General features: G+C 70.0%; 28 protein-coding genes and 1 pseudogene. 17 read left to right on the top strand and 12 right to left on the bottom strand.

Annotation, left to right across the window (positions count from 1 at the left end):
- Position 1: 1 nt before the first annotated feature.
- From ACFXOO_RS12915 to ACFXOO_RS12865, 11 genes are all read left to right on the top strand, one after another.
- Positions 2–574: a nucleotide exchange factor GrpE gene (locus ACFXOO_RS12915; RefSeq protein ID WP_378842686.1), complete on the top strand. Its 573-nt coding sequence runs from the start codon at positions 2–4 to the stop codon at positions 572–574.
- Between the two features lie 17 nt (positions 575–591).
- Entirely contained in the window at positions 592–1,581 is a 990-nt protein-coding gene (locus ACFXOO_RS12910; protein WP_378842688.1) for a DnaJ C-terminal domain-containing protein, read from the top strand.
- Between the two features lie 133 nt (positions 1,582–1,714).
- Complete coding sequence (locus ACFXOO_RS12905) at positions 1,715–2,182, top strand: heat shock protein transcriptional repressor HspR (protein ID WP_378842689.1); 468 nt, start codon at positions 1,715–1,717, stop codon at positions 2,180–2,182.
- Positions 2,183–2,226: 44 nt separating this feature from the next.
- Positions 2,227–2,637 (top strand): MmcQ/YjbR family DNA-binding protein, encoded by a 411-nt coding sequence (locus ACFXOO_RS12900; RefSeq protein WP_378852806.1) that lies wholly within the window; start codon positions 2,227–2,229, stop codon positions 2,635–2,637.
- A 79-nt stretch (positions 2,638–2,716) separates the two neighbouring features.
- Entirely contained in the window at positions 2,717–3,619 is a 903-nt protein-coding gene (locus ACFXOO_RS12895) for an SDR family oxidoreductase (RefSeq protein ID WP_394563806.1), read from the top strand.
- On the top strand, positions 3,553–4,980 hold the full coding sequence (locus tag ACFXOO_RS12890) for an alpha/beta fold hydrolase (protein ID WP_394563814.1): 1,428 nt from the start codon (positions 3,553–3,555) through the stop codon (positions 4,978–4,980). Before ACFXOO_RS12895 ends, ACFXOO_RS12890 begins: the two co-directional genes overlap by 67 nt.
- On the top strand, positions 4,977–6,524 hold the full coding sequence (locus ACFXOO_RS12885; RefSeq protein ID WP_394563805.1) for a GMC family oxidoreductase: 1,548 nt from the start codon (positions 4,977–4,979) through the stop codon (positions 6,522–6,524). Before ACFXOO_RS12890 ends, ACFXOO_RS12885 begins: the two co-directional genes overlap by 4 nt.
- A gap of 114 nt (positions 6,525–6,638) precedes the next feature.
- Complete coding sequence (locus ACFXOO_RS12880) at positions 6,639–7,286, top strand: dihydrofolate reductase family protein (RefSeq protein WP_394563804.1); 648 nt, start codon at positions 6,639–6,641, stop codon at positions 7,284–7,286.
- 16 nt (positions 7,287–7,302) lie between these two features.
- Positions 7,303–7,914 carry a class I SAM-dependent methyltransferase gene (locus ACFXOO_RS12875; RefSeq protein ID WP_378852815.1) on the top strand — a complete coding sequence of 204 codons (612 nt, stop codon included), beginning with the start codon at positions 7,303–7,305 and terminating at the stop codon, positions 7,912–7,914.
- A 124-nt stretch (positions 7,915–8,038) separates the two neighbouring features.
- A complete protein-coding gene (locus ACFXOO_RS12870; protein WP_378842701.1) occupies positions 8,039–8,662 on the top strand; it encodes a M23 family metallopeptidase in 624 nt (207 codons plus the stop codon).
- Positions 8,663–8,825: 163 nt separating this feature from the next.
- Complete coding sequence (locus ACFXOO_RS12865) at positions 8,826–9,257, top strand: hypothetical protein (protein ID WP_394563803.1); 432 nt, start codon at positions 8,826–8,828, stop codon at positions 9,255–9,257.
- Between the two features lie 33 nt (positions 9,258–9,290).
- Here ACFXOO_RS12865 and ACFXOO_RS12860 read toward each other — a convergent pair whose 3' ends face one another.
- From ACFXOO_RS12860 to ACFXOO_RS12845, 4 genes are all read right to left on the bottom strand, one after another.
- A complete protein-coding gene (locus ACFXOO_RS12860; protein WP_394563802.1) occupies positions 9,291–10,853 on the bottom strand; it encodes a LuxR C-terminal-related transcriptional regulator in 1,563 nt (520 codons plus the stop codon).
- Between the two features lie 148 nt (positions 10,854–11,001).
- On the bottom strand, positions 11,002–11,226 hold the full coding sequence (locus tag ACFXOO_RS12855; protein ID WP_378842707.1) for a 4-oxalocrotonate tautomerase family protein: 225 nt from the start codon (positions 11,224–11,226) through the stop codon (positions 11,002–11,004).
- Between the two features lie 143 nt (positions 11,227–11,369).
- Positions 11,370–11,840 (bottom strand): anthrone oxygenase family protein, encoded by a 471-nt coding sequence (locus ACFXOO_RS12850; protein WP_378842709.1) that lies wholly within the window; start codon positions 11,838–11,840, stop codon positions 11,370–11,372.
- A gap of 160 nt (positions 11,841–12,000) precedes the next feature.
- Positions 12,001–12,483 (bottom strand): hypothetical protein, encoded by a 483-nt coding sequence (locus ACFXOO_RS12845; RefSeq protein WP_378852823.1) that lies wholly within the window; start codon positions 12,481–12,483, stop codon positions 12,001–12,003.
- A 159-nt stretch (positions 12,484–12,642) separates the two neighbouring features.
- Here ACFXOO_RS12845 and ACFXOO_RS12840 point away from each other — a divergent pair, with 159 nt between their 5' ends.
- Positions 12,643–12,966: a Dabb family protein gene (locus tag ACFXOO_RS12840; protein ID WP_378852825.1), complete on the top strand. Its 324-nt coding sequence runs from the start codon at positions 12,643–12,645 to the stop codon at positions 12,964–12,966.
- 15 nt (positions 12,967–12,981) lie between these two features.
- On the opposite strand, the gene ACFXOO_RS12835 is transcribed toward ACFXOO_RS12840, so the two are convergent.
- Together ACFXOO_RS12835 and ACFXOO_RS12830 are read right to left on the bottom strand one after the other, a co-directional pair.
- Entirely contained in the window at positions 12,982–13,266 is a 285-nt protein-coding gene (locus ACFXOO_RS12835) for a putative quinol monooxygenase (protein WP_394563801.1), read from the bottom strand.
- 61 nt (positions 13,267–13,327) lie between these two features.
- On the bottom strand, positions 13,328–13,867 hold the full coding sequence (locus ACFXOO_RS12830) for a GNAT family N-acetyltransferase (protein ID WP_394563800.1): 540 nt from the start codon (positions 13,865–13,867) through the stop codon (positions 13,328–13,330).
- A gap of 232 nt (positions 13,868–14,099) precedes the next feature.
- On the opposite strand from ACFXOO_RS12830, the gene ACFXOO_RS12825 reads away from it, so the two are divergent.
- Entirely contained in the window at positions 14,100–14,642 is a 543-nt protein-coding gene (locus ACFXOO_RS12825) for a hypothetical protein (protein WP_378852829.1), read from the top strand.
- A gap of 13 nt (positions 14,643–14,655) precedes the next feature.
- On the top strand, positions 14,656–14,799 hold the full coding sequence (locus ACFXOO_RS12820) for a hypothetical protein (RefSeq protein WP_378842721.1): 144 nt from the start codon (positions 14,656–14,658) through the stop codon (positions 14,797–14,799).
- Between the two features lie 119 nt (positions 14,800–14,918).
- On the opposite strand, the gene ACFXOO_RS12815 is transcribed toward ACFXOO_RS12820, so the two are convergent.
- From ACFXOO_RS12815 to ACFXOO_RS12790, 6 genes and pseudogenes are all read right to left on the bottom strand, one after another.
- The gene (locus ACFXOO_RS12815; protein ID WP_394563798.1) at positions 14,919–16,328 is read right to left on the bottom strand and encodes a phytoene desaturase family protein; all 1,410 of its coding nucleotides are present in this window, start codon (positions 16,326–16,328) and stop codon (positions 14,919–14,921) included.
- Positions 16,329–16,359: 31 nt separating this feature from the next.
- On the bottom strand, positions 16,360–17,238 hold the full coding sequence (locus ACFXOO_RS12810) for a UbiA family prenyltransferase (protein ID WP_394563797.1): 879 nt from the start codon (positions 17,236–17,238) through the stop codon (positions 16,360–16,362).
- Positions 17,239–17,556: 318 nt separating this feature from the next.
- Positions 17,557–18,384, bottom strand: a complete 828-nt coding sequence (locus tag ACFXOO_RS12805) for a glycosyltransferase family 2 protein (RefSeq protein ID WP_394563796.1) — start codon at positions 18,382–18,384, stop codon at positions 17,557–17,559.
- On the bottom strand, positions 18,381–19,391 hold the full coding sequence (locus ACFXOO_RS12800; protein WP_394563795.1) for a hypothetical protein: 1,011 nt from the start codon (positions 19,389–19,391) through the stop codon (positions 18,381–18,383). The genes ACFXOO_RS12805 and ACFXOO_RS12800 overlap by 4 nt, the downstream gene beginning before the upstream one ends.
- Positions 19,388–20,515 (bottom strand): glycosyltransferase, encoded by a 1,128-nt coding sequence (locus ACFXOO_RS12795; protein ID WP_394563794.1) that lies wholly within the window; start codon positions 20,513–20,515, stop codon positions 19,388–19,390. Before ACFXOO_RS12795 ends, ACFXOO_RS12800 begins: the two co-directional genes overlap by 4 nt.
- Positions 20,512–21,609: pseudogene (locus ACFXOO_RS12790) on the bottom strand (glycosyltransferase); the annotation flags it as partial. The gene ACFXOO_RS12795 and the pseudogene ACFXOO_RS12790, both read right to left, overlap by 4 nt.
- A gap of 174 nt (positions 21,610–21,783) precedes the next feature.
- On the opposite strand from ACFXOO_RS12790, the gene ACFXOO_RS12785 reads away from it, so the two are divergent.
- The 3 genes from ACFXOO_RS12785 to ACFXOO_RS12775 are packed head-to-tail and all read left to right on the top strand — an operon-like array spanning position 21,784 to position 25,000.
- Positions 21,784–22,686, top strand: coding sequence for a WcbI family polysaccharide biosynthesis putative acetyltransferase (locus tag ACFXOO_RS12785; protein WP_378852839.1), 903 nt, complete (start codon positions 21,784–21,786; stop codon positions 22,684–22,686).
- Positions 22,687–22,697: 11 nt separating this feature from the next.
- Positions 22,698–23,651 (top strand): glycosyltransferase, encoded by a 954-nt coding sequence (locus ACFXOO_RS12780; protein WP_394563793.1) that lies wholly within the window; start codon positions 22,698–22,700, stop codon positions 23,649–23,651.
- Complete coding sequence (locus tag ACFXOO_RS12775) at positions 23,645–25,000, top strand: glycosyltransferase (protein WP_394563792.1); 1,356 nt, start codon at positions 23,645–23,647, stop codon at positions 24,998–25,000. The genes ACFXOO_RS12780 and ACFXOO_RS12775 overlap by 7 nt, the downstream gene beginning before the upstream one ends.

Below are 25,000 nucleotides of genomic sequence, written 5' to 3'. Positions count from 1 at the left end.
CATGACGGACAAGAACTTCGACAACGACGAAGTTCGTCCGGACGACGAGGGGTCGGAAGCTCAGGCTTCCGACCCTCAGTCGCAGGATGAGCTGACGGTCGACGACATCCTCGGAGCGGAGCAGTCCGACGAGGCCGCGGTTGCGGAGGCCGACGACAAGGACGCCTCCCTGCTGCTGGACCTCAAGCGTCTGACCGCCGAGTACGCCAACTACCGCCGACGCACCGAAGAGCAGCGTCAGCTGGAGGTCGAGCGCGCCCAGGGGCGCGCGGCGACGTCCCTGCTGCCGGTGCTCGACGACCTCGATCGCGCGGAGAAGCACGGTGACCTCGAGGAGGGCACGCCCTTCGCGGCGATCGCCGTCAAGATGCGTGCGGCCGCCGAGAAGCTCGGCATCACGTCCTACGGCGCTGCGGGCGAGGTCTTCGATCCGCAGCAGCACGAGGCGATCTTCCAGGTGCCCACGCCGGGCGCGACCGAGTCGACCGTGCTGGAGGTCGTCGAGACCGGGTACCGTCTCGGTTCCGTCGAACTGCGGCCCGCGAAGGTCGTCGTCGCGGTGCCGGCCGAATAGCCCCGGAGGGAGCATCCATGGCCAGTCAGGACTGGTTCGACAAGGACTTCTACGCGGTGCTCGGCGTGCCGAAGGAGATCACCGAGGCCGACCTCAAGAAGGCCTATCGCAAGCTGGCGCGCAAGTATCACCCTGATTCCAATCAGGGGGATGCCGCGGCCGAGGCCAAGTTCAAGGAGATCAGTGAGGCGTACTCGGTGCTCTCCGATACGGAGCAGCGACAGGAGTACGACCAGATCCGCGCGATGGGCTCGGGCGCGCGCTTCACGGCGAGCGGCCAGGGCGCCGGCGGGTTCGAGGACGTCTTCAGCCGCTTCGGTCAGGGGCGCGGCGGTACCCGCACGCAGAATCCGCAGGAGTTCGAAGACATCTTCTCGATGTTCAACCAGGGCGGCGGCTTCGGCTCGGGTGGCTTCGGTCAGACCAGCGGGGGCTACCGCGGCTTCGGCGGACCCACGCGGGGGGCCGATGTCACGGCCCGCACGACGATCGATTTCCTCACGGCGACCAAGGGCGAGACCATCACGCTGCAGGGCGAGGACGGCAAGCCGTTCAAGGTGAAGATCCCCGCGGGGGTGTCGGACGGGCAGAAGATCCGTCTGCGCGGTCGCGGACGTCCTTCGCCGGACGGCGGCGAGACGGGTGACATCGTCGTGCAGGTCGCGGTGCGGCCGCATCCGGTGTTCACCCGCGACAATTTGAATCTGCGCGTCACCGTGCCGGTCACCTTCACCGAGGCGGCCCTCGGCGCCACGATCGAGGTGCCCACGCTCGGCGGCGACCCCGTCAAGCTGCGCGTCGCCCCGGGCACCCCGTCGGGGCGTGTGCTGCGCGTCAAAGGTCGTGGCGTGCAGACGTCGAAGGGTATCGGCGATCTCCTCGCGGAAGTGCAGGTCGCCGTGCCGTCGCACCTCGACGACGCCGCTCGCGAGGCGCTCGCGAAGTTCCAGGAGCTGGAGCCGAAGGAGAACCCTCGCGCCGACCTCATGACGAAGGCGCGCGGCTAGGCGCCCGGCGATCCCATGACACGACTCCGGTGCGATGGACGCCCGCTGCGGTGGTGGCGGCGCGCACGCGCCTCTTCCGGAGTCGTGTCGCACGAGGGCAGGACGCGAAGGGACGGACGGGAGGTGAGCACCGATGGATGACGATCTCGACGAGAACTCCCCGATCTTCGCGATCGCGGCGGCTGCGGAGCTTGCGAACATGCACCCGCAGACGCTCCGGCAGTACGACCGGCTGGGGCTGGTCGTGCCCGAGCGCACCCAGGGGGGCTCGCGGCGTTACTCGTTGCGCCATGTGCAGCAGTTGCGCGAGGTCGGTCGCCTGTCGGGTGACGGCATGAGCCTGCCGGCGATCGCGCGCATCATCGAGCTCGAAGAGCGGGTTCGGGAGTTGCATCACCGTGTGCGCGATCTCGAATCGCAGATGGTCGCCGAACGGCAGAACCGGCCGGGCGCACGCGTGTTCGCCGCCGAGATCAGCGGATCCGTCGTCTCCGTGCGGCACGGGACACGCTTTCGCCGGTCGCGCGAGGTGATGCTGTGGCAGCCACGACGCCCCCTGCCGCCCGGCACCGACGAGGACGCGGCTCTCCCGCCCGAGTGAGTCCGGGCTGGCGGACGCGGGAGGATGGCGGGAGGATATCGCCTATGCCGACCCTCGACGACGTCCGCGCGCTCGCCCTCGCGATGCCCGACACGGTCGAGAAGGTCGAAGGTCACGGCGGCGGCGCGAGCTGGCGCGTGCACGACCGGATGTTCGTCTGGGAGCGTGGGCCCAGTGCGACCGACGAGCGCCAGCTGGCCGAGCTCGGACGCACATGGCCCGGCGGCACCGTGGTCGGAGCTCGCACGGAGAGCGTCGAGATGAGGGATGCGCTCATCGGCAGCTCCCCGCAGCACTTCTTCACCATCCCGCACTTCGACGGGTACCCCGCGGTGCTGGTCCGACTCTCCGCGATCCCTCAGGGCGTTCTCGCAGAAGTCATCACCGACGCGTGGCTCGCCCGCGCCCCCGTCCGGGCGGCGAAGGCGTGGCTCGCCGACCACCCCCCACGCTGACGACCCGCCCGCCCTCGCACGTCATCGACGTCGATGCAACCCCTCCGATCGCGTCGGAGGCCCCTCCTATCGTGAGGACATGCCCGAACCCGTCGACCAGTACAGCTTCGACAACCCGCTCACACGGTATGACCGCGTCGAGCCGCCGATCCAGCATCAGCCTGAGCCGGGGGTGCAGTCGCGCATGACGCCGGTGCCCGACCTCGGGGAGAAGACCTACCGTGGCACGGGCCGGCTGCAGGGGCGCCGAGCGCTCATCACCGGCGGCGACTCGGGCATCGGCGGCGCGACCGCGATCGCCTTCGCTCGGGAAGGCGCCGACGTCGCCATCGTCCACTTGCCCGACGAGGAGGGCGATGCCGAGCACATCATCGAGCTGATCCGCGAGGCCGGCCGCGTCGGGGTCGCCATCGTCGCCGACATCACCGACGCCGCGCGCTGCCGCGAGATCGTGCGGGACGCCGTCGCAGCCCTCGGCGGCCTGGACATCCTTGTCAACAACGCCGGGAAGCAGGTCGCGGTCGACCGGGTCGAAGACCTCGCAGACGAGCAGTTCGAGTCGACCTTCCGCACGAACGTGTTCGCGCCGTTCTGGCTCGTGAAGGCCGCGCTGCCGCACCTGCAGCCAGGCTCGACGATCATCAACACCGCCTCGCTCGAGGCGTACCAACCCGCCCCCGACAGACTCGACTACGCCGCCACGAAGGCGGCGATCAACAACCTGTCGAAGGGGCTCGCCCAGCAGCTGGCTCCGTGCGGCATTCGTGTGAACGTCGTGGCCCCCGGCCCCACCTGGACGGCGCTGCAGGTGTCGGGCGGGGTATCCGACGACCAGATGGCGGACTTCGATGAGGAGAGCACCTACAAGCGGGCCGGGCAGCCGGCCGAGATCGCCCCGGCGTTCGTCTTCCTCGCATCCGCCGAGTCGAGCTACGTCTCGGGCGAAACGCTCAACGTCAACGGTGGGATGGTGACGCCCTGAACGCCGCGCCCACGCTCTACGCGCTGCACGCGCTGGGATCGAGTGCCCGCGAGTTCGACGGTCTGTCGGCGCGGCTGCAGTCTCGCCTGCGCGTGGTCGGGATCGAGCTGCCCGGCTTCGGGGACGAGCCCGTCACCGACGACCTGTCGGTCGCGGGCTTGGCCGACCACGTGATCGCGCGCATCGTCCGTGACGGAGCGCAGCGCTGGATGCTGGCGGGGCACAGCATGGGCGGCAAAGTGGCGTCCGTCGTCGCCGCGCGGGTGCTGAACGGCACCGCGAACCTCTTCGGACTGACGGGTGTCGTGCTCCTGGCCGCCTCGCCGCCGACTCCCGAGCCGATGGCCGAAGAGCGGCGTGCGCAGATGCTGTCGTGGGTGCAGGACGGCCCTCTCGGCACGGCGGAGGCCCGCACGTTCATCGACATGAACATCGGCTCGCCGCTCGACCCCGCCGATGATGCCGTCGCGGAGTCGGATCTGCGTCGGGCGTCTCCCGTCGCGTGGCGGCACTGGTTGGAGTCGGGAAGCCGCGAAGACGTCTCGGACGCCGTCGGCGTGCTCGACCTTCCCGCGGTGGTGCTCGGCGGCGACGACGACGAGGATCTGGGCGCGAAGGCGCAGCCCGATCTGCACGGTCGGTTCTACCCCCGTGCGCGGTTCGTCACCCTGCCCGGTGCCGGCCACCTGCTGCCGTACGAACGCACCGATGCGGTCGCGGATGCCGCGCTCGCGCTGTGGGACGAGATCGAGCGATCCGCGCCCGCGGTGCCCGCCCAGTGGAGCGCGCTGATCGCCTCGTCGCGCACGGATCAGCGCGTCCGGGCCACGCTCGCGCGGCGCGCGATCGCCGACGATCCCGAATACGCGCCCCAGGTGCTGACGCCCGCGGCGATGAGCGCACTGCGGGCGCTCGCCGACGTCGTCGTGCCGCAGCCGGACGGTCCGAGGATCGACCTCGCCGCCCGCGTGGACGCGCAACTGCATCGCGGTGAGGGCGACGGGTGGCGCGTCGCCGACATGCCGCCCGATCCCGAGGCCTACCGATCGGGACTGGACGCGATCGCCTCAGCCATGGAGGGGGACATGGGCAAACGGCGGGCGGCCGTGCGCAGCATCCTGGACGAGTCCTTCACGCCGCCGAAGGGATGGACCGGGCAGCAGCTGAGCGCCTGGTTCGAAGACGCGCGCGTCGACCTCGTGCGGCAGTGGATGGCGCATCCCGCGACGATGGCGCACATCGGCTACGACGGCTTCGCCACCGGCGGAACGGTGCTGCCGTTGCGGGGCTTCTCCGACCTCCGGCAGGGCGCCCGCGACGCCTGGGAGCCGACCGAGCTGGGAGAGGAGCGCTCGGTATGAACCTGACGACGATGCAGCGTTTCGCCGACGACGACGTGGTCGATGCCGTCGTGATCGGAACCGGTGCGGGTGGTGCGCCGCTGCTGGCCGCCCTCGCGGCACGCGGCCTTCGTGTGGTGGCCCTCGAGGCCGGGCCCAACTTCGATCTCGAAGACCTCACGCCCGACGAGAACGACGCCGTGCAGATCAACTGGATGTCGGAACGCCTGAGCGGTGGCGAGACCCCCACCGCGTTCGGTCCGAACAACAGCGGGCGCGGCGTCGGGGGGTCGACCCTGCACTGGGGTGCCTTCACGCCCCGCCCCGATCCGAGGGACCTGCGCCTGGCCACCGAGAGCGGGGAGGGGCGGGACTGGCCGATCGAACACGCCGACCTGACGCGGTACTTGGAACGCGTCGAGGCGACGATCGGGGTGTCCGGGCCGGCCGAATATCCCTGGGACCCGTCCCGTCGGTACGCCTACCCGCCCGCCGCCCGCAACGCGTCGGCCGATCTTGTGGCGCGCGGCTGCGAGGCACTCGGCCTGCGTGCGACCGATGCGCCCGCGGCCGTCCTCACCCGCGGCGTCGACCAGCCGCATGCCGGTCACCGCAACGCCTGCATCAACTGCGGCGCGTGCCACCAAGGATGCCGATTCGCGGCGAAGACCAGCATGGACACGACCTACCTCCCGGCGGCGGTCGCGGCAGGTGCCGAGATCCGCCCCGACAGCATGGTGCACACCGTCGAACTCGACGGGCGCGGTGACGTGACCGCGGTCGTCTATCGGCGCGACGGCGTCGACCGGCGCCAGCGTTGCGCCGCCCTGTTCCTCTGCGCGGGCGGAGTGGAGACGCCACGCCTGCTGCTGAACAACGACCTCGCGAACAGCAGCGGGCAGGTGGGACGCAACTTCCTCGCCCATGGCGCGGTGCAGGTGTGGGGACGCTTCGACGATCCTGTGCGCAGCTACCGCGGCTACCCGTCGTCTCTCATCTCGGAGGACATGGTGCGCCCCGCCGACGCCGATTTCGTGGGCGGTTATCTTCTGCAGAGCCTTGGCGTCATGCCCCTGACGCTCGCCACGACATTCGTCCGCGGCGGCGGGCTCTGGGGGGAGGATCTCGTGCGGATGATCGAGGGATACCGCTACTACGCCGGTGTCGGCATCAACGCCGAGTGCCTGCCCTCCGAGCGGAACCGTCTGGAGTTGAGCGACGAGCTGGACGAGTTCGGCATCCCGCGCGCGCGGATCTCGTTCTCGGCCGGCGAGAACGAGGAGGCGATCGATCGGCACGCCACCGCCCTGATGACCCGCATCCTCGAGAGAGCCGGGGCGACGAACACGATGGTGCTCGCGCGCACGGCGCACACCCTCGGAACGTGCCGCATGAGCACGGATGCCGAGACCGGCGTCGTCGACGGATACGGCCGGAGTTTCGACATCCCGAATCTCTGGATCTGCGACAACTCGATCTTCCCGAGCGCCCTGAGCGCCAATCCCGCGCTGGCGACGATGGCGCTGTCCCTGCGGACCGCCGAGCGGTTCCTCGCCCCCGCGTGAGGATTCGGTCGACGCGGCGAGCGGCATCCGCGAGACTGGCGGCGTGCCCGGCGTCGACCACTCGCGGAACCGGACACCGCACCCGCGGTGTCCCGCTGCCGAAGGAAGCCTGAGATGACTCGTATCCGCATGGACCTGTTCGCTTCGCTCGACGGCTTCACCGCGGCGCCGGGCAACGTCGGGGAGAGCCCCATGGGCGAGGATTGGGGGGCCCTGACGGCGGCCTACGCAGCAACCCGCACCTTCCGGGCGAAGGTGTTCGCCGACACCAGCGGCGCTGGAACCACGGCTGTCGATGACGCCTACGCGACCGCATTCTTCACAGGCGTGGGCGCGGAGATCATGGGTGCCGGCATGTTCGGCCTGCACGCCCACCCCGACGATCCGGACTGGAAAGGCTGGTGGGGCGAAGATCCGCCCTTCGGCTTCCCTGTGTACGTCCTCACGCACTCGGCACCGCGACCCTCGATACGCTTCGGTGGCGGGACCGCATTCCACTTCCGGACCGGACCCATCGAGGGAGTGCTCGACGAGGCGATCGCCGCGGCGGGCGGCCTCGACGTGAGGATCGGGGGCGGAATCAGCACGGCACGCGAGTTCCTCAGCGCAGGGTTGGTCGACGACCTGCACGTCGGAATCGCGCCCATCGTGCTCGGCCGAGGCAACGGCGTCTGGGAGAACCTCCGCGGACTCGAGCTCTCGCACGCCGTGTCGACGGAAGTCGCCGAGAGCGGCACGATCCACGTCACCTTCACCCGCTAGTCTCCACACCGTCCCCATGTCGTCGCCTGTCGCCTCTGCCTACGCGGACCGGGCCGGTGAGTACGTCGCGAAGCTCGGTGCGATCTCGTCCGCCCATCCGTCCGACCTGCAGCTGATCACCTCGTGGGCGTCGCGCATCGACGGTCCGATCCTCGATGCGGGGTGCGGCCCGGGACACTGGACTGCACATCTCGTGCAGCAGGGCCACGACGTGCGCGGCGTGGATCAGGTGCCCGAGTTCATCGACCATGCTCGCCATACCTACCCCGGCGTGCCTTTCACCGTCGGCAGCTTCGACCGGCTCCCTGATGCCGACGGCAGTGTGGACGGCATCTTGGCCTGGTACTCCCTGATTCATCACGACCCGAGCGCGGTACGCGCCACACTCGAAGAGTTCGGACGGATGCTACGACCAGGCGGCGCGCTTCTGATCGGCTTCTTCATCGGTCCCCTCGTCGAGCCGTTCGATCATGCAGTGATCACCGCCTACCGGTGGCCGCCGGAGGCGCTCGCGAACGAGCTGAGCGCCGCGGGCTTCCACGTCATCGAAACCCATACGCGAACCGGACGGCATCCGAAGCCCCGCCCCCACGGAGCGATCGTCGCCGAGCTCGCAATGGCGGACTGAGCGCTGCGGGTCGGTGGCTAGCCTGGGCGCATGGAAGCGGAATGGATCGAATATCAAGGCCCGGAAGACAGATCATGGCGGTGACGGCGGATCGACTTCGGCCGACATCGGGACGACCGGATCCATGGCGGTGATCTCCGTTGACCTGAGCTACCCGTTCGAGGGTCGGTGGCGAGTGCAGAACAGTCCCGCTGACCGGGTGCCCAGTCACGGCACCACCGCGTTCGCGTCGTCGTATGCGATCGACTTCGTCCCCGTCGATCTCCGGGGGCGCACCGCGCCCATCCGGGTGGGCACTCTCGTGCGGCCCGAACCACCGGAACGGTTCCGCGGCTTCGGGCTGATCCTGCGTGCTCCGGTGGATGGGATCGTCGTTCTGACGCACGACTCGGAACCGGACCATCCTGCGTATCGTGGTCTCCCCTCCGTCGGATACGCCCTGACGCAGCGGCGGCGAGCGCAGGCAGGGTGGGTGGCTCTCGCCGGGAATCATGTGCTCATCGAGACCGACGGCATCGTGGTCGCGCTCTGTCATCTCCAGCAGGGCAGCATCGAGGTGCAACCGGGTGAGCGAGTGGATGTGGGCGACGCGCTCGGTCGATGTGGGAACTCGGGGAACAGCACCGAGCCGCACGTGCACGTCCAAGTAGTCGACAACATCGACATCGATCAGGCCCGCGCGGTGCGGATGACATTCGATGGGTCGATGCCCCGGAACGGCGACATCGTCATCGCAGCCGCCACCTGAGCGTCATCGCGGCCTAGTGTCGACGCATGACTTCTCCACTGCGGAAGGCGACAGCGTGAATCATCGCGGAGCGCCTCGTGCTGCTGCCGCGATTCTCACCGCGGCAGTTCTCATGGTGGCGGTGACCGGCTGCACTTCGGCCTCTTCCGGGAGTCGCGCGGCCTTGTACGAGAGCATCGATGATCTCGCACGGGACAGCACGGCGATCGTCGTGGGAACGGTGACGGCGCAACGGCAGAGCGACGACGCGATGGTCTCGACGTTCCAGGTGTCGAACGCGCCGACCAACCCGCAGCTCGGTGGTGATCTCGACAGCGCCGACGTTCCACCTGTTGCGGGTGACATCGTCGAAGTCCGCCAGATGGACAGTGCGGGATCCTCGCTCGCTGCGCCGCTCCTGGAACCGACCCGGGAGTACCTCCTCTTCCTCACGCCGAGCATGTTGGGTGGCGACGCCGTCACGCAGTACTACGTGACAGGTGGCGAGGCCGGCCTGTACATCCGCGAGGGAGACGAGTTCCGACGCATGGTGACGGACAGCGGCGACACCCTTCCGGAGACGATCACCATGACCGGGGACGAAGGAGGCCCGTGATCGCCACGCGCGGACGGCACGTGCGAGGTATGGTCACAGCTGACCCGATCGCTCGGCCGAAGAGACGGCGGCAGCCCGCGTCGGTGCGCCGAGCTTGGTCAGGATGTTTGCGACGTGCCGGTGCACGGTGTGCGGGCTGACCCCGAGATTCTCGGAGATCTGCGTGTTCGTCATCCCGTCGGCGACAAGGCGCAACACCTCCCTCTCGCGGGAGCTCAATTGGCCGGCGCGACCGTCGAGCGGGCGGAGTCGATCCGTGCGATGGGTTGTCGTTCTCCCTACGACGCCGAGATTCGCGAGCACTCGTTCCGCGATGTCGGACTGCGCCTGCGCCTCGGGGTGCGCAGGGGGAAGCGACGAAGCGAGCCCCAGCCGTGCTTCCGCCTCATCGAATGGGAGTCCCGCATCGTGGAACAAGCGGACGGCGCGACGCCATGACGCCGCGGCGAGGTCAGGACTCGCGACGATGGCCGCGGCCTCCGCGGCATGCGCTGCGAGCGACGGTGTCGCCACGATCACGGCGATCACGGCGAGCTCACGAGCTGCGGTGGCGGCGCGTTCCGTGTCACCGGACGCGTTCGCACATCGGGTTGCGGCCCGGAGGACGCGTGCTCTGACCAGCGTGTCGCTCTCGTCGATTCGAGACAGGAGAGCATCTACCTGCGCCCACGCCAAGGGGGCTTGTCCGCGGTCCATGAGGATCAGCGCGCGACCCAGGATCGCGCGGACATCGAACTCGGCACGCGCGAAGAGATTCTCGGCCTCGTCGAGTCGCCCCTGCCGCCGGCGCAGTTCACCGAGCGCGATGACGGCGTCCACACGGGATCCGCGACGAGAGGTCTGCATCCGATCCAAGACGGCCAGGAGCTGGTGCTCGGCATCTACCCACTCACCGCTGTCGAGCTGAACGGACGCGTACATGATGCGGCAGACATCGAAAAGCGGCATGAGCCCCCTCTCGCGGCAGACGCGCTCGACTCGGGCGCACCATTCCAGGGCCCGGGAGAGGTCCTGAGTCTCGTAGCACGCCGCGACGAGCCAACAGCAGATCTTCCCCATCCACATCGGATCCGAGACCTCGCCGGCAAGAGCTGCTGCCACCGACTCGTTCAAGATGCGGAGGCCGTCGGCTGGCTCGCCACGACGAACCACAGCCAACCCCGCGAGTGCGTGACCGACGAATTCGAGATCAACCACGCCGAGCCGCGCCCCGATCTCGGCCGCACGTGTCCCCGCTTCCACCGCGATATCCGGCTGATGCGTGACATTCAGTGCGAGCTCCGCCTCACGGGCGGCCAGCCACCCGTGCTCAGGCACGGTGTCAGTCTGCGAGCGGAGAAGCTCTCGGGCTCGGGAGAGCCACCCCTGCGCGACGGAAACGCCCTCACCGAACAACGCAGCGTCGTATCCCAGGGCGACCGCCGCCCGAGCGGCCCCGCGATCATCCCCGGCCGCCCGGTACTGCCGATAGGCCCGCTCTCGGGCGGAGAGGCAGCCGGCAGCATCATCGAGCCACCACTTGGCCTGGGCGATGTCCTCCGACGCGGCGGCGTCACCCACGGGATCACCGGCGTCACGCACGGGATCATCGGTCATCAGCCCGGCGCCCCGGCCGGATACCGGTGCGGCGGGTGTCGCCACGAAAGACGCCCCACTCGAGTGCTCCCGCAGACCCGGGTGGGCCGCTCGACGACCGCGCATCGGGGTGCCACGTAGTCAGGATGGCACCCCATGCGCGGATCGGCTAGGCGGCGACGCCCGCAGCCAGCGCCTTCACGTCCGCGGTCGTCAGTGCGTTGCCGGCGATCCCCCAGTCGCCACTCTGCACCTCCTCCACGATGCACCACGTCACGGGGCGCATGTTCTCGCCTTCGATGGCGACCATCGCATCCGTGAGATCGCGAACGATCTGCTGCTTCTGCTCGCGGCTGAAGACGTCTTCGATGATCTTGACCTGAATCAACGGCATGATTTCCTCCTTCGGATGCCCAGCCGCTGCCGGGCACCCTCAGGATCTCCCGGCGACGGGGGAGCCGGCATCACCGGTATGGGCCACCTTCGTCCCGCGCGACTGATGGCCCGGACGGGCCACCGGACGATGCCGGCCCCGACTCACCGTGACGCAGCAGCGATGAAGCCCGCGAGGATTGCGCAGACCGCGAGGGATGTCGTGATCACTCGGATCAGGAAGAACTTCTCCCACCGGCTCCGTGTCTGCTGCCAGTCTTGCGGCGGAGTCGACGGCTCCCAGCGAGCCATTGCTCGATTGATCGGCAGATCGCCGCGCACGGTCGCCATCAGCGTGATGACGAGGGCGCTCAGCGCGACAGCGGTCGCGACGACTGTCACTGCTCCTCCGCCGGCGAGGGCGACCACGACACTGACGGCGGTGGAGAGCAGACTGACGAGCATCAGCGGCTTTGCGAGTCTCGGGGCATCGCGATCGATGAGACGTTTCATCGTGAGATAGGGCTCGTATTCGAGCTCCCGCAGTGGCGGGTTCAGGATGAACTGTCCCGTGAGATGCACTCCGGCGAGGAGGCTGACCAGCGCGAGCGACACACCGAGCGACACAGCGAGCACATCTGACCCTTCTCGTCCGGCCGAGATGATCGGGCCGACGCCGGATCATCTCGAGGGAGGAGTTCTCATTCTGCTCCGCCGCTGCGCGCAGGTGAAGGTCGGCACGGATTTCGTCTCTGGTGGCCGGCGCCTCCGCGATCATGGACGGGGCGCCGCGGCGTCAGGACGAACGGGCGAGCACCCAAGCGGCGTCGGCGTCGGTGGCGTCGATGATGCTCAACTGCACCGGGCCGGCGTAGCCGCCGCTTTCGATGATGGTCGACAGTGCCCCGCTGCACAGCATGGTGCCCTCGTACAGCGGCCGTTGGTCCTCGCCAGTGGCAGCCGTGGTCAGGCGGAACCTGACCCGCTCGCCGTCGCACCGTCCTTCGAGGAGAACGTGCCCGCCACGCAGCACGTCCACCGAGGTCGAGGTGGATTCCGGGACTCCACCCGCGCCGACGGCGTCGAACGTCGCGCGTGCGATTTCATCGGCCGCCGTGGGCGGCGGTGTGAGCGGCAGCGGCGTCGTGGTCGTCGTGATTGTGGGGCTCGGTTCCCACGAGCTCTGCGAGGAGGGTGTGACCGGGGCCTGTCCGTCGCTCAAGCCGGGGGCCGCGCACGCGCTCAGCGATGCGATGAGCACGATCGAGGCGCCGCCCACGAATGAATTCTTCTTTCGAAGGCGTGCTGTCGTTCGGTCCGAGCGAGTGGATTCGATGTCATCCATCACTCCACGCTGGCACCATCGCACTCGGAAGGACGGCATTCCCACGGCATTGCCAGACACCCGGCTGCCGGTCGCTTAGGGCAGTCTGTGACGATGAGTCATTCGCCGGTCGTCCATATCGTGCTCGTCCGCTGGAAGCGGGAAGTCAGCTCAGCGGTGCTGGATGAGCTCACGGAAGGGGCGCACGCGCTCGCGGACGCGGTCCCCGGGGTAGTCGATGTCGCGTGCGGACCGAACACCAGCCCGGAAGGTCTTGCGGGCGGGTTCGATTGGGCGCTCGTCGTTGATTTCGTCAGCAGCGCTGCTCGCGACGACTACCTGCCTCACCCGGCGCACCGACCCGTCGCGGAGCTCATCACGCAGTGGGCGGAACAGGTCGTCGTCTTCGACGTCGCTGCATCATCAGGTGACCGCTGACCATCGACCGAGGACTCAGCGGGGATGGCCTTCGATCGAATAACGGCGTTCGATCCCCGTCGTCACTCGACCCCATTCGCTGCCGGTGACTCGCTTCCGATGCTCCTCGAAGGCGGATTCGTCGTCGAACCGTTCCTCGACCGTCCACGTCATGGGGTCGTCCGTCGCAGTGACGGTGAAAGACCGGCAGCCAGGCTCATCACGAGTGAGCGCGATGTGCTCCGGCAGGTGGAGACGGACGACGCGCGCCTGCTCCTCGGTCGTGCAGATCAGCTGTCCCCTGACGCGCACCTCGCTCATCCACCCACCGTAGGGGAGGGCGCCAGGGCGTCGCTGACGGTCGCGGAGGATCGCCCTTCTCTCAGAGCCGCTTCCTCAGGAGGAGCGAGTCGCCGTGCACTTCGTCATCCTCCTGCTCACCCGTGTCGACGAACCCCAGTTTGTCGAGGACTCGCAGCGACGCCGTGTTCCACGCACGTACGGTCGACACGAGGTGCGTGTAACCGAGCATCCGCGCCTCTTCGACGATTGCGCCCCCTGCCTCAGTCGCATACCCGAGATTCCAGAACGCCCGCAGGAACTCGAAGGCGAGCTCAGGTTCTCCAGGGCGGCCGACGGAACTGTCTATGAGCCCGCAGTACCCCAGGGGGGTCTCGGAACCTCTGCGCTGCACGACGAGCAGGCCGGGCGCCGGTACCTGCGTGTAGCCACGCAGCCGAGCTTCCAGCTCAGCAACGCGGGGATGTCCATCACGAGTGAGGCGACGATGAGCGGGGACGCGCGGGTCACGTTCCGCCCAAAGCTGTCGGTGAAATGCGGCGTCGTCGATCCGCCACGTCCGCAACACCAGGCGCTCGGTCTCGACAGTCCCCGTCGGTGCTGCCCTGTCGTCGCCCCGCATGACGTGATTATGGCAGCCCGACACTCGTGAGACGGGCGCCGCAGTTCCGTCTGCGCATCCGCCGTCCCGTGCGTCATTCGGCACGCGCGCTTCGCCGGCACGCGCGAGGCGTATCGGGCCCCGCGCCCGCGGAGTACTCGCGACGTACACCTTTCCGGCGGATGCGCAACCCCTGCGGCGAAGCGAGGGGAGCCGTGTCAGGGTGAAGTCCCTCAACTGACAGGACGGCATTATGTCGGCTCGAAACACCCTTGTTCGCGGAATGCACGACGTCGGCCTCGCGGCCTGGTTCGGCGGCACCCTCATGGGCGCCGTGGGCCTCAACGGCGGAACGGCGAAGGCCGCGAACCCCCAGGAACGGCTGCGGCTTTCGTCCATCGGCTGGGCGAAGTGGGCCCCCGTGCAGCTGGGCGCCATCATCATCCACGGCATCGGCGGGGTCGGACTCATCCTCGGCAACAAGGAACGCCTCAAGAACCAGTCCGAGGCGCGCACCAACACGGGTATCAAGCTCGTCGTCACGATCGCGGCCGGCGTCGCCAGCCTCTACGCCGGACTGCTCGGAGCGAAGATCGCCAAGCACGCCGATGAGGGTGGCGCGGGCGTCACCGAGCCCGATGCCTCCGCGTCGAAGGAGCTCGCGTCGGTGCAGCAGCAGCAGCGCGTCGTCCAGTGGGTCATCCCTGCGCTCACGGCGGTCCTGATCGTTCTCGGAGCGCAGCAAGGCGAGCAGCAGCGCCCCATCGCCGGATTCCTCGACCGCTTCACCCACTGATCAGGAGCGCACCATGCAGATGGACGAACACGACAAAGCAGGCACGTCGGATGCCGCGGCCGACGGTTCCACCGTCGCATCCTCGTCGGAGCCCGACGAGAACCTGCCCGACACCACGGACGAGAAGGACACGCCGGTCGAGAACCCGTCAGGCTGACCCTCATCCACCCGGCGTCCGCGCCCCGGCGACCCCCGTCGCCGGGGCGCGCCCTTATCCTCTCGCGTGGAGTGCCTGGCAGACTCGTCGTACGGACGCGGGCGGCGGTGCGCGGCGGATCAGGACGGATGCTTCGCGAGCAGTTTCGACACGGCGATCATGGCACCCCCGAGCACGGCGGGTATCCCGCCACCGGGATGAACGGACGCCCCCACACGCCAGAGCCACGGCGTCCCCGGGTCTCGATATGCCGGTCGGTGGAGCGGACCGCTCATCCACAGCGGCCGCGCGGCGCCGTACAGGGCGCCGTGCGGTTCGCCGAATGACCCGTAGTACTGCGGATCGAGCACCACCTTCGCGCCCAGGCCGGCGGTCAGCGGAGCATCGAGACCCATGATCGTCGAGATGCGCTCGACCTCACGGCGCACGAAGGGGTGCTCGAGCGTGTACTTCCCGCCGTCGGCCGGCCCGGTCAGCAGGATGCCCAGGGTGCTCCGGTCGTTCGGATAGATCTCACCGGCCCGGTAGTGGTTGACGAACACCATCGTGTCGGCGGGCTCGTCGCCCGCAGCGAGGCTGCGATGCAGCGCGGCAGGCCTGGTCGGAAGGATGACGCTGTGGGCGGCGATCTCGTCGGGCAGGGCGTGGTCCAGCACTCCGTAGATCGCGATCGCCGAGCAGGAGAGCGTACGGGGTCGGCGCGAGCCGGATCGGCCCCGCAGCGCGTCCAGGCGGTCGGCGTCGAGCGCGCTGACGACCAGATCGGCGGGATACGCCGTGCGGGTGGTCGTGACCCGACCGCGTTCGACACGTGTCACCGTTTCGCCCGTGCGCACCTCGACGCCTGCGGCATCCGCCAGTCTCTGCAGAGCGAGCACGATCTCGTAGACGCCTCCGCGCGGCACCCACACCCCGGTCTCACCCATGATCGCGGGCATGCTCGCATAGAGCGCCGGTGTGCGCGCCGGCGAAACACCGGCGTTGAGGGTATGGATGGCGATGATCTCGCGGAGGCCGTCCGGCAGCCACGTGAGGCCGTCCAGATAGGCGCGCGTCGTGAGTCGGGAGCCGTAGACACCGAGCAGTCGCCGCAGCGCAGGCAACGACGCGCGGTCGAGCGGATCGGCGAGCAGCAGCGCGGTCACGTCATCGGCCAGAGGTGCGTGCAGAGCGCTGAACCGCTGCCAGGCCGGGTACCAGGGGTGGCCCGGCGGCACGGGCAGCGAGACGACCTCCCCATCGTAGTAGTAGCGGCCGACCTCGGGCAGGCGCACCAGTTCGAGCGCGCCGACGTCCGCGATCGGCCGGCGTCCCGCATCCAGCCGGCGCAGCAGCTCGTCCCATACGCCGGGGAAGGTGACGAGGGACGGCCCCGTGTCCACCCGTTCTCCGTCGAGTTCGAACCGTCGGCTCTTGCCGCCCACGGTCGTCGAGGATTCCAGCAGGGTGACGCGGTGACCCGACCGGGCGAGCAGCGCGGATGCCGCGAGGCCGCCCAGCCCGCCTCCGACGACCACGATGCGACTCATGACGGCACGCCTTGCGCGCTGATCAGCACGGTCACGGGTAGGTCCCGAAGAAGATGGCGGCGAGGAGCAGCGCACTCGCCACGGAGCCGGCGATGTACGGGAACGCCACGGACAGGGGATAGAGGAGTCGACCGGTCGCCGGCGTGGGGCGCCGCATCAGGCGGACGATCAGGATGCCCGCGATCACGATGTTGACAGCCGCCACGGGCAGGCTGACGACGGCGAAGAGTGCCGTGGCCACCACCCACCACGCCGCACTCCAGACGGCGGTCCCGCGCGGTCCGAGCCGGACGGCCGTCGTCGTGATGCCCGACGTGCGATCCTCTTCGATGTCCTGCACGGCGTCGAAGGCATGCTTTGCCACGCTCCACGCGAGCAGACCGGCCACCGCCGGCCACACCGGCGGCGCACCCAGCGCGACGGGAACGATCAGCAGGGGCAGCGCGTACGCGGCGTTGCTCAGGGAGTCCAGGAACGGGCGTGTCTTGAAGCGCAGGGGTGGCGCGGAATAGAAGACGAACACGCCCGTGTAGAGCAGGATCAGGGCGACCGCCGCGAGCGGGAGCGCGAGGACGAAGTAGACGAGGAAGGGGAGGTTCAGGGCCGCGACCGCCCACGCGATCAGCCGTACCTCCCGCGGCTCGATGCGCGCACCCTCGATGGAGCCCTTGCGCGCGTTGAGCGCATCGGTGTCCTGGTCGAAGATGTCGTTGACGCCGTAGATCAGAAGATTGAAGGGCAGCGTCAACCACAGGATGATCGGGAGAGCCTGCAGGTCGAAGAGCTGGCCGGTCAGCCACATGCCGACGACACCGGTGCCGATGGCGTTGATCCACAGGACCGGGCGCGAGATGTGAATCAGCCGCGTGACGTTCGACCATGCCCCGGACGATCGGGTCCGGGGTGCCACCCCGGGCCGGTCAGCGACGGTGACTCCCACCGGTCGAACGCCCTACCGGCGCGCTGTGATCGTCGATGGCAGTACTCCTCGAGCTGTCGGTCAGCGGCGCGTCCGGTGATACGTACTCGCGATTTTAGCCGGGGTTCCCGGGCTCGGGGTCGGGCGGCGCGGACGCCCGACCTCGGTGTCCGGCCGAGCACCGCGAACGGTCGCGACACGCCGTCCGTACGGCGCGCAGCGCGTCCGCGCGCGGCGTGTCGCGACCGTTCGGGAGAGTCCGGTCCGTCGGCTCGGTGGCAGAGTCCGGTCATCCGGCTCGGTGACCCGTCAGCTCGTGCGCACCCACGTGGCGCCGTTCCAGCGGATCGCGCCCGCGGCGGCGAAGCTGTCGAGCCAGCCCGACATCGGCCATCGCCCCCAGATCCCGGCGAAGGTCGCACCGTTGCGCAGGATGTCGTCGAGGTGCTGCCACGGCGGCGACGACGTCGGGTGCCACTGGTGGTACGCGTGCGCACCCCCGACCCAGCGGAGGGCGACACCGCGCTCACGGGACCGCCAGGCGAAGTCGGTGTCCTCGGCGCCATAGCCCTCGAATACCGGCGAGAACTCTCCGATCGCCTGCCAGGTCGCCGACGTGAGAGCGAAGGACAGCGACCAGAACAGGTCGTACTCGCGCGGGTCGGCACGCCGCACCTCGCCGTCGTCGGGCATCGGACGGGCGGGATGGGGGCGGGTCAGCTCGAGCATGTCGGCGAACGTCGACGGCCGCACGCCCTCAGCCAGGTAGGTCACCGGCCCGCAGAGGAGGGAGTCCGGATGCTGCGCCGCCGCGTGCTCGTAACGCCCGAGCAGCTCGGGGCCCGCGAGGCAGTCGGCATCGAGGAACACGAGCACCTCTGCACCCGCGTCGATCGCGGCCCGCGCTGCCGCGTTGCGTCCGGCGGCCACGCGCAGCCCCTGCACGCCGGGTGGGACGTGCACGGCGATCGCTTCGACGCCCCCGGTCGGGGAGGCGGGCGCCTCCTCGTCGAGCCAGCCGACCACGCGGATGAGCGGGTCGGTGCGATCCAGCCGGTCCAGGAACTCCTGCTGACGCTGGAGATGGGCTGCACGGGACTGCGAGGCGACCGTGATCACGGCCACGCGGGCCGTCATCGCGCAGCTCCGAGGATCTCCCCGGCGGCACGGGCGGCGGCTCCGCCGACGCCCCACCGGTCCCACGCCGGAGACAGCGAGCGAGCCCTGTCGAGGAGGGCGGGCAACCCGTCGGCCGACGGCCAGGAGTCCGCCACGACCGCGAGTCCGGCGTCGTCGAGCACCCGCGCGGTGGCCCCCTGCTCGTCGAACGGGCGTGGTGAGGCGATGACGAGCGCACGTGCCTCCGCGGCCGCGAGGTCGGCCACGCTGTTCTGGCCCGCGGCGCTGATGACCACCTCGCTCGCGCACAGGGCATCCCAGGGATCGGCCTGCCATGAGCTCGAGGAGGCTCCCGCGACCGTCATGGTCCAGCCGTGGGCTGCAGCATCCGTCGCTGCTCGGTGCAGCACGTCGGTGCCGGCGACCTGTCCCAGCACCAGCACGTGCCGGGCGAGCGGATGCTGCGACCGCGCGCGCCCGTCGAACCGCGAGATCCCGCCGACCCAGGACACCTTCTCGCCCACGACCTCGAGCGCCGCAGACGGGGTCGTGCCGCGCGCCCACGGCGCGATGATGCGATCCGCCACGCTGTACGCCAGCCGGTGGGGTGCGTCGGTGCGCTCGCCCGGCTGGGTGAAGACGACCGTCGGCACGCCGAGCAGGCGCACCCAGACCGTCACCTCGACCGAGACGTCGACCACGAAGACGTCGAACGGATCGCGCTCGCACTCGTCGGCGATCGTCGTCAGCCGGCGTCGATGGCCCGGATGGCCGCGGGGGGCCCAGTGCAGTGCACCGCCCGCGGTCGGGTCGTCGGCGAGCGGATCGTGCGGGATGCCCGCGGCGTCGAATCGCGGATCGTCGTCGCGGGGGAGCACCACCCACTCGGTCCCGTCGGGCAGATCGGCGGGCTGCTCGAGGCTGGAGAACACGGTCACATGGGCGTCGAGGTGCGGTCGCACCGCCAGGAAGCGCGTGAGATGACCGTGCCCGTGGTGGTGCACGTACCACCCGGCACGTGTCACGCGACCGCCGAACGCTCGTCGAGGGTGGAGGTCAGCGCGAGGAGGATGTCTTCGAGCTCGTCGTGTCGGCGCTCCAGCGAATGACGGACGACGGCGTCCGCGCGCACGCGCTGACGGAAGCCCTGGTCCTCGACGCTCCGCTGGATCAGCAGCTCGACCGCGCCGGCGAGGGCCTCGACGTCTCCGCGGGGTACCGCGAGGGCGCCCTCGGATCCGCCGGTCACCTCGGTCACGCCCCCCGCGTCGAAGGCGGCGACGGGCGTTCCGGTCGACATCGCCTCGGCGATCACGAGGCCGAACGGCTCGTCCCACATCGGTGTGACCAGTGCTACGGCGCTACGGCCGACGACGCGGGCGAGGGCCTGCTGGCGCAGCGGCCCGACGTACCTGACGTCGGGGCCGAGACGGGGGAGGATCTCGCGCTCGAAGTACAGCGGATCACCCACGCGACCGGCCAGCACGAGCCGGCGACCGACGAGACGGGCGGCGTCGATCGCCAGGTGGGGCGCCTTCTCGGGCACGATCCGTCCGAACCAGACGAGGCCCCTCCCCCCGGTCCCGGCCGACCAGCGACGGGTGTCGACCGCATTCGGGAAGACCGTCGACTCGACACCGGCGTGGAGCCACTCCCGCATCGTGTGCGTGCTCACGGCGAGGTAGCGGTGCTGAGCGCCCTCGACGCTGCGGTGCGCGGCGAGGATCTCAGGCAGGGGAGGCGTGTGCAGCGTGGTGATCATCGGCATGGGCAGCCGATCCGTCCAGGCGATCGGCACGCCGTGCAGGCTGTGGTTGTCCACCACGTCGAAGCGCTTGGGCCCGTGGGCGATGTACGCCATGGCCCGGTGCATCGCGAGGGCGACTTCGCGTCGGTGCCCGCGCGGATACGCGACGTCCGACACCGGAGCGCCGTCGGGCCACCGCAGCCGGGGGAGAGTCAGTTCGGGGGCGTCGCCGAGGAAGTCCGAGCCCGCAGGACCGCAGAGCACGACCTCGTGGCCGTGCTCGCGAAGTCCGCGGACGCGCTCCCACACGGCGCTCTCGAGGCCGCCCGCGTGCGGCTCGTGGAGCGCGTGACGCGAGGGGGCGATGACCGCGATCTTCAGGGCCCTCGTGAACGGATTCATCCGATGTCCCCTCGTTCGGTCACTCGTGCGTACAGGTCGGTGTGCCTGCGACGGATCTCGGCCAGATCCGTCAGCCGCGACATCCGGCGCTCGGCCATGACGTGCGTGCGTTCATCGCTCCCCGGGCGCGAACCGGCGGCGGCGCTGCGGTTGATCGCCGTGGCCAGGGCGGCGGGATCGCCGATGTCGAAGTACTCGTACGACCGCGGATGCTGCTGACCGAGGTATCCGACATGCGGTCCCGCGACCGGCACGCCCAGGTCGTGGCAGAGCTCGACCCACCCGGAGTGGGTTCCATGACGATAGGGCAGCACGCACACATCGAGGCCCGCGATCTCGGCCCAGAGCTGCGGATCGGAGGCGCGCGGCCGGCGCTCGAGACTGAGTCGGGGGGTCGCGTCGACGATGGCGGCGAGATCGGCCACGACGGCCTCGTCGCGCACGACCTCGTTCAGATAGACGACGCCCGCGACATCGTGTCGGCGTTCCCGTTCGACCGCGAGCGCGCGTGCGAGGGTCCCGACGGCGCCCACGGCGTCGATGTTCGGGCGGAGGTCGCGCAGGTGCATCCCCGCGGTGACGGGGCCACGGGGGAGCCCGGCCTGTGCCACGTCGATCGGCAGCAGAGGCGGATGCGGGATCACCTCGACGTCTCTTCCCCAACGCCGTGTGATCTCGCGCGCGGCACCGGGGGTGAGCGTCACCAGTGCGCTCGCCGCGGGGATCAGCTCGTCGAGAATGCGCAGGTGGCCGGACTGGTCGCTGAGCTGGGGGTTCTCCAGGTCGTGCACGGTGTACACGACCGGGCGTCCGTGCCGCTTCGCCGTGGCGATCGCGGCGGCTACATGGGCGGCTGCGTACGACTCGGCGCCGAAGTGCACGTGCAGCACATCGAACCGCTGCGCGTTCCGGTCGAGCCACGCGGCGTCCAGCATCTGGGGCGGCCACCATCGACCCTCCGGTGCTCCGGGCGGCAGCGGATCGGGGAGGAGCTCGATGAACCGGGGGTCGCTGACCGCACGCACGTAGGGGTGCTGAGAGGGGATGGCGGCGACTCTGAGTCGCGGCGGGGCAATGACGGTAACGGCGCCACCCTTCGAGGTGAGGAGGAGAGGGGAATCAGCGTGTCAGGGGGTCCTGAAGGGGTCGACGTAGCGCACAGAGCGCGGGAGGGGAAGTCGGGCAAGATGTCCTGGACACGGACGTACAGTTCTCACTATGCGATCGCGACGGTCTTCTGATGGGGCCCTTGCGGGCGAGGAGAAGTGATGATAGCGACCGAAGACGTCGATCCCCGCACATGGCACTACCGCGAGTTCTACGGTCTCTCGGAGCATGCGCCCGAGGCGGGCCTCGTGATCGGCAACTGCCAGGCCGAATCGCTGCGACTCGTCATCGACGCCGCCGACACCCCCACCGTGCGCGTTCCGCCGGTGCACGAGCTGGAGCCCTCGGACATGCCGCACTTCGAGCGGCTGCTGCGAGGCGCCTCGTTCGTCGTGACCCAGCCCATCCGTGACGACTACCGGGGACTGCCCGTGGGGATGTCTCAGGTGCGCGCGCTCCTGAAGGACCACGCCCGGTTCGCTGTCGTCCCCGTCCTGCGGTTCACCGGGCTGCATCCCTTCCAGCTGATCATCCGCATGGGCGGGCGTGTGGAGGATCCCCCGCTGGTGCCGTACCACGACGTGCGCGCACTGATGCGTGCGGCGGGGCTGACACCACGGCAGGGACTCAGCGCCGATTCGGTGCGGGCCACCGCCGCGGCTTCCGTCGCCGAACTGGCGCGTCGAGAGCAGAGGAGCGGCGCCCTGCCCATCTCGGATGTCTTCGCGGCGCCCGAGTTCGACATGATGCGCACGATCAACCACCCGGGCAACCCCGTCTTCCTGGCGCTCGGCGCGCGGGTGCTCGAAGCGCTCGGCGCCCCGCACCCGCCGGTGGACCCGGGTCGCCCGCTCCTCGCGAGCGTCCAGGCTCCGCGCGAGGAGTGGGTCGCGGAGGCGTGGGGGCTGACGGATGCGACGCGGGAGGGGTGGATCGTCGACGGTGCGGCCGTCGGGGCCGAGGTCGTCGCCGAGGCGCACGCCCGGTGGTACGAAGAACGGCCGGAGTTCGTTCGGGAGGCACTGACCGTCGAAGCCGACGCGGTGCAGGCGTGGGCGGCGTGAGCCACCCGCGGATGGTGCTGCACGATGACCCGCAGCACGGGGTCGCGCTGTACGCCGACCAGCTCACCGGCGCGATCGGACTTCCCGGACTCGGGATCCTGCTCGACAGGCTCGGCGACCTACCCGCGGGGACGCCTCTGCACCTGCACTTCACCGACCGCCTGTGGGCGGACTCGCCGGAGGCGGCGGCCGAACGGATCGTCGGACTCGCGGGGCGGCATCCGTTCACCGTCACGCTGCACGATCTGCCGCAGCCTTCGGACGGTGAGCGCAACCTGCCGCGGCGGTCCGCCTGCTACCGCGCCGTCGCGCGCGCTGCCGGCCGCGTCGTCTGCAACAGTGCCCACGAGGCTGCCCTGCTGCGGGAGTACACCGACTCGGGAGTGGATGCCGTCGTGATCCCTCTCCCCGTGCAGCGGCAGCCCTCCGGCGCGATCGAGGCGCCGGACGGCAGCGTCGGCGTGCTCGGCTTCTTCTACCCGGGCAAGGGTCACGACGAGGCCCTCGCCGCGATGGCCGATGCCGGTGCGACGACCATGAGCATCCTCGGCCGGGCGTCGCCCGGGCATGAGCAGGAGCTCGACGCCTTCGTGGCGCGCGCAGCGACGGTCGGGGTGCACGTCGAGGTGAGTGGGCACGTGGACGACGCCGAACTCGTGCGGCGCAGTCGCCGTGTCTCGGTTCCGGTCGTCGCCCACCGGCATGTGTCGGCTTCGGGTTCGCTGGGCAGTTGGATCTCCGCCGGCCGCCGGCCGATCGCGACGGCCAACCGCTACACGACCGAGATGGCGGCGCTGCGACCGCGTACCCTGACGATCGCCGACCCGGACGAGCTGGGCGCCGCGATCGCCGCCGCCTTCGCCGACCCCGCCACGACATGGCTTCCGAGCGACCTCGACGTCCCGCTCGGGCGCGCCGAGGTGGCCGCCGCCTATGTCGCCGCGTGGGAGGGGGTGCAGTGGTGACACGGCCCCCGTTCGGCGGGTGGGTGCCGGGCAACCGGTGGGACCTGCTCGACGGTGTGCATCCCGATCCGCTGCCCACCGTGTCGGTGGTGATCGCGCATTTCGAGCAGCCTCGCGAGCTCGCGCGCACTCTGCGCGCTCTCGACCGGCAGACGTACCCGGGCGCCCTCGTCGAGGTGATCGTCGCCGACGACGGCTCCGCTCTCGAGCCCGCCGTCGGGCCCGACGTGCGGCTCGTCCGGCAGGAGGATCGGGGCTTCCGGCTCTCGGCCGTGCGCAATATCGGCGTGCAGGAAGCGTCGGGCGACATCCTGTGCTTCCTCGACGCCGACACCGCCCCCGAACCGGACTACCTCCGACGGTTGACCCGACTGCCCGCCCTGCTGCCCGAGACCGTGACCGTCGGGCGCCGCCGGCACGCCGACCTCGCGGACGTGCCGATCGACGTGCCCGTGGAGGAGGTGGCGCCCTCACGCGCACTGGAGGACCCGGCCTGGCTCGCCGACGCGTACCGGTGGTCCCGCGATCTGCGCGACGCCGACGAGCGGTCCTACCGGCATGTGATCGGGGCGACTCTCGCGTGCACCCGGTGGCTCTTCGACGAGGTCGGCGGTTTCGACGAGACCTTCACCGACTACGGCGGCGAGGATTGGGAGTGGGTGCATCGCGCGTACTCCGCCGGTGCGCTGCTCGCGCACGAGCCGACGGCGATCGTGTGGCACGACGGCCCGGACTGGGCCGGGCGCGACGATACGGCGGCCGCCGAGCGGCACAACGACGAGGTGCTGCGCATGACCACCCGCATCCCGGTGGCGGGGTCGCGCGGGCATGCCGTGCGTGCCCGCGTCCCCGACGTGGTCGTCCGGCTGCATGATCCCGCCGGCGGGGAAGCGACGGATGCCGCGACCTTCGTCTGCGTCGACACGGTGCTGAGCGCCCTGCCGCATGCCCGCGTCCTTCTCGACGAGGGGCGTTCCCTGGCGCTGTTCGCCTCCGACCCCCGCGTCGGCATCGCCCGGCCGGAGGATGCATCGCCTCATCGGGCGAGGGTGCACTTCGACCTCCCTCGTCCCGTGGCGTTCCACGGCGATGCTGCGGCCGGCGAGCTGTCGACGGCGATCGGGCTTCTCTCCAGCGCCGAGCACGGCGACCTGCGTCTGCGCGACCGCGACGGGACCCTCGTCGGGCGGGCGGTGAGCGGACGAGCCGCGCAGCGACGAGAGCGGTGGGACGTGGACGAGGTCGTCGCCATCGAGGACGTGCGGCTGGACGGCGCGATCGTGCTGCGCGCACAGCCCGATGTCGAGGCCTACCTCGGGGGGTGGGCGGCGGAACGCCACCTGCGGTGA

This window comes from Microbacterium sp. P03, assembly GCF_043556235.1.
GTDB lineage: Bacteria > Actinomycetota > Actinomycetes > Actinomycetales > Microbacteriaceae > Microbacterium.
Note: the sequence above shows the minus strand (reverse complement) of the source record. Positions and strands in the feature narration are given on the sequence as shown.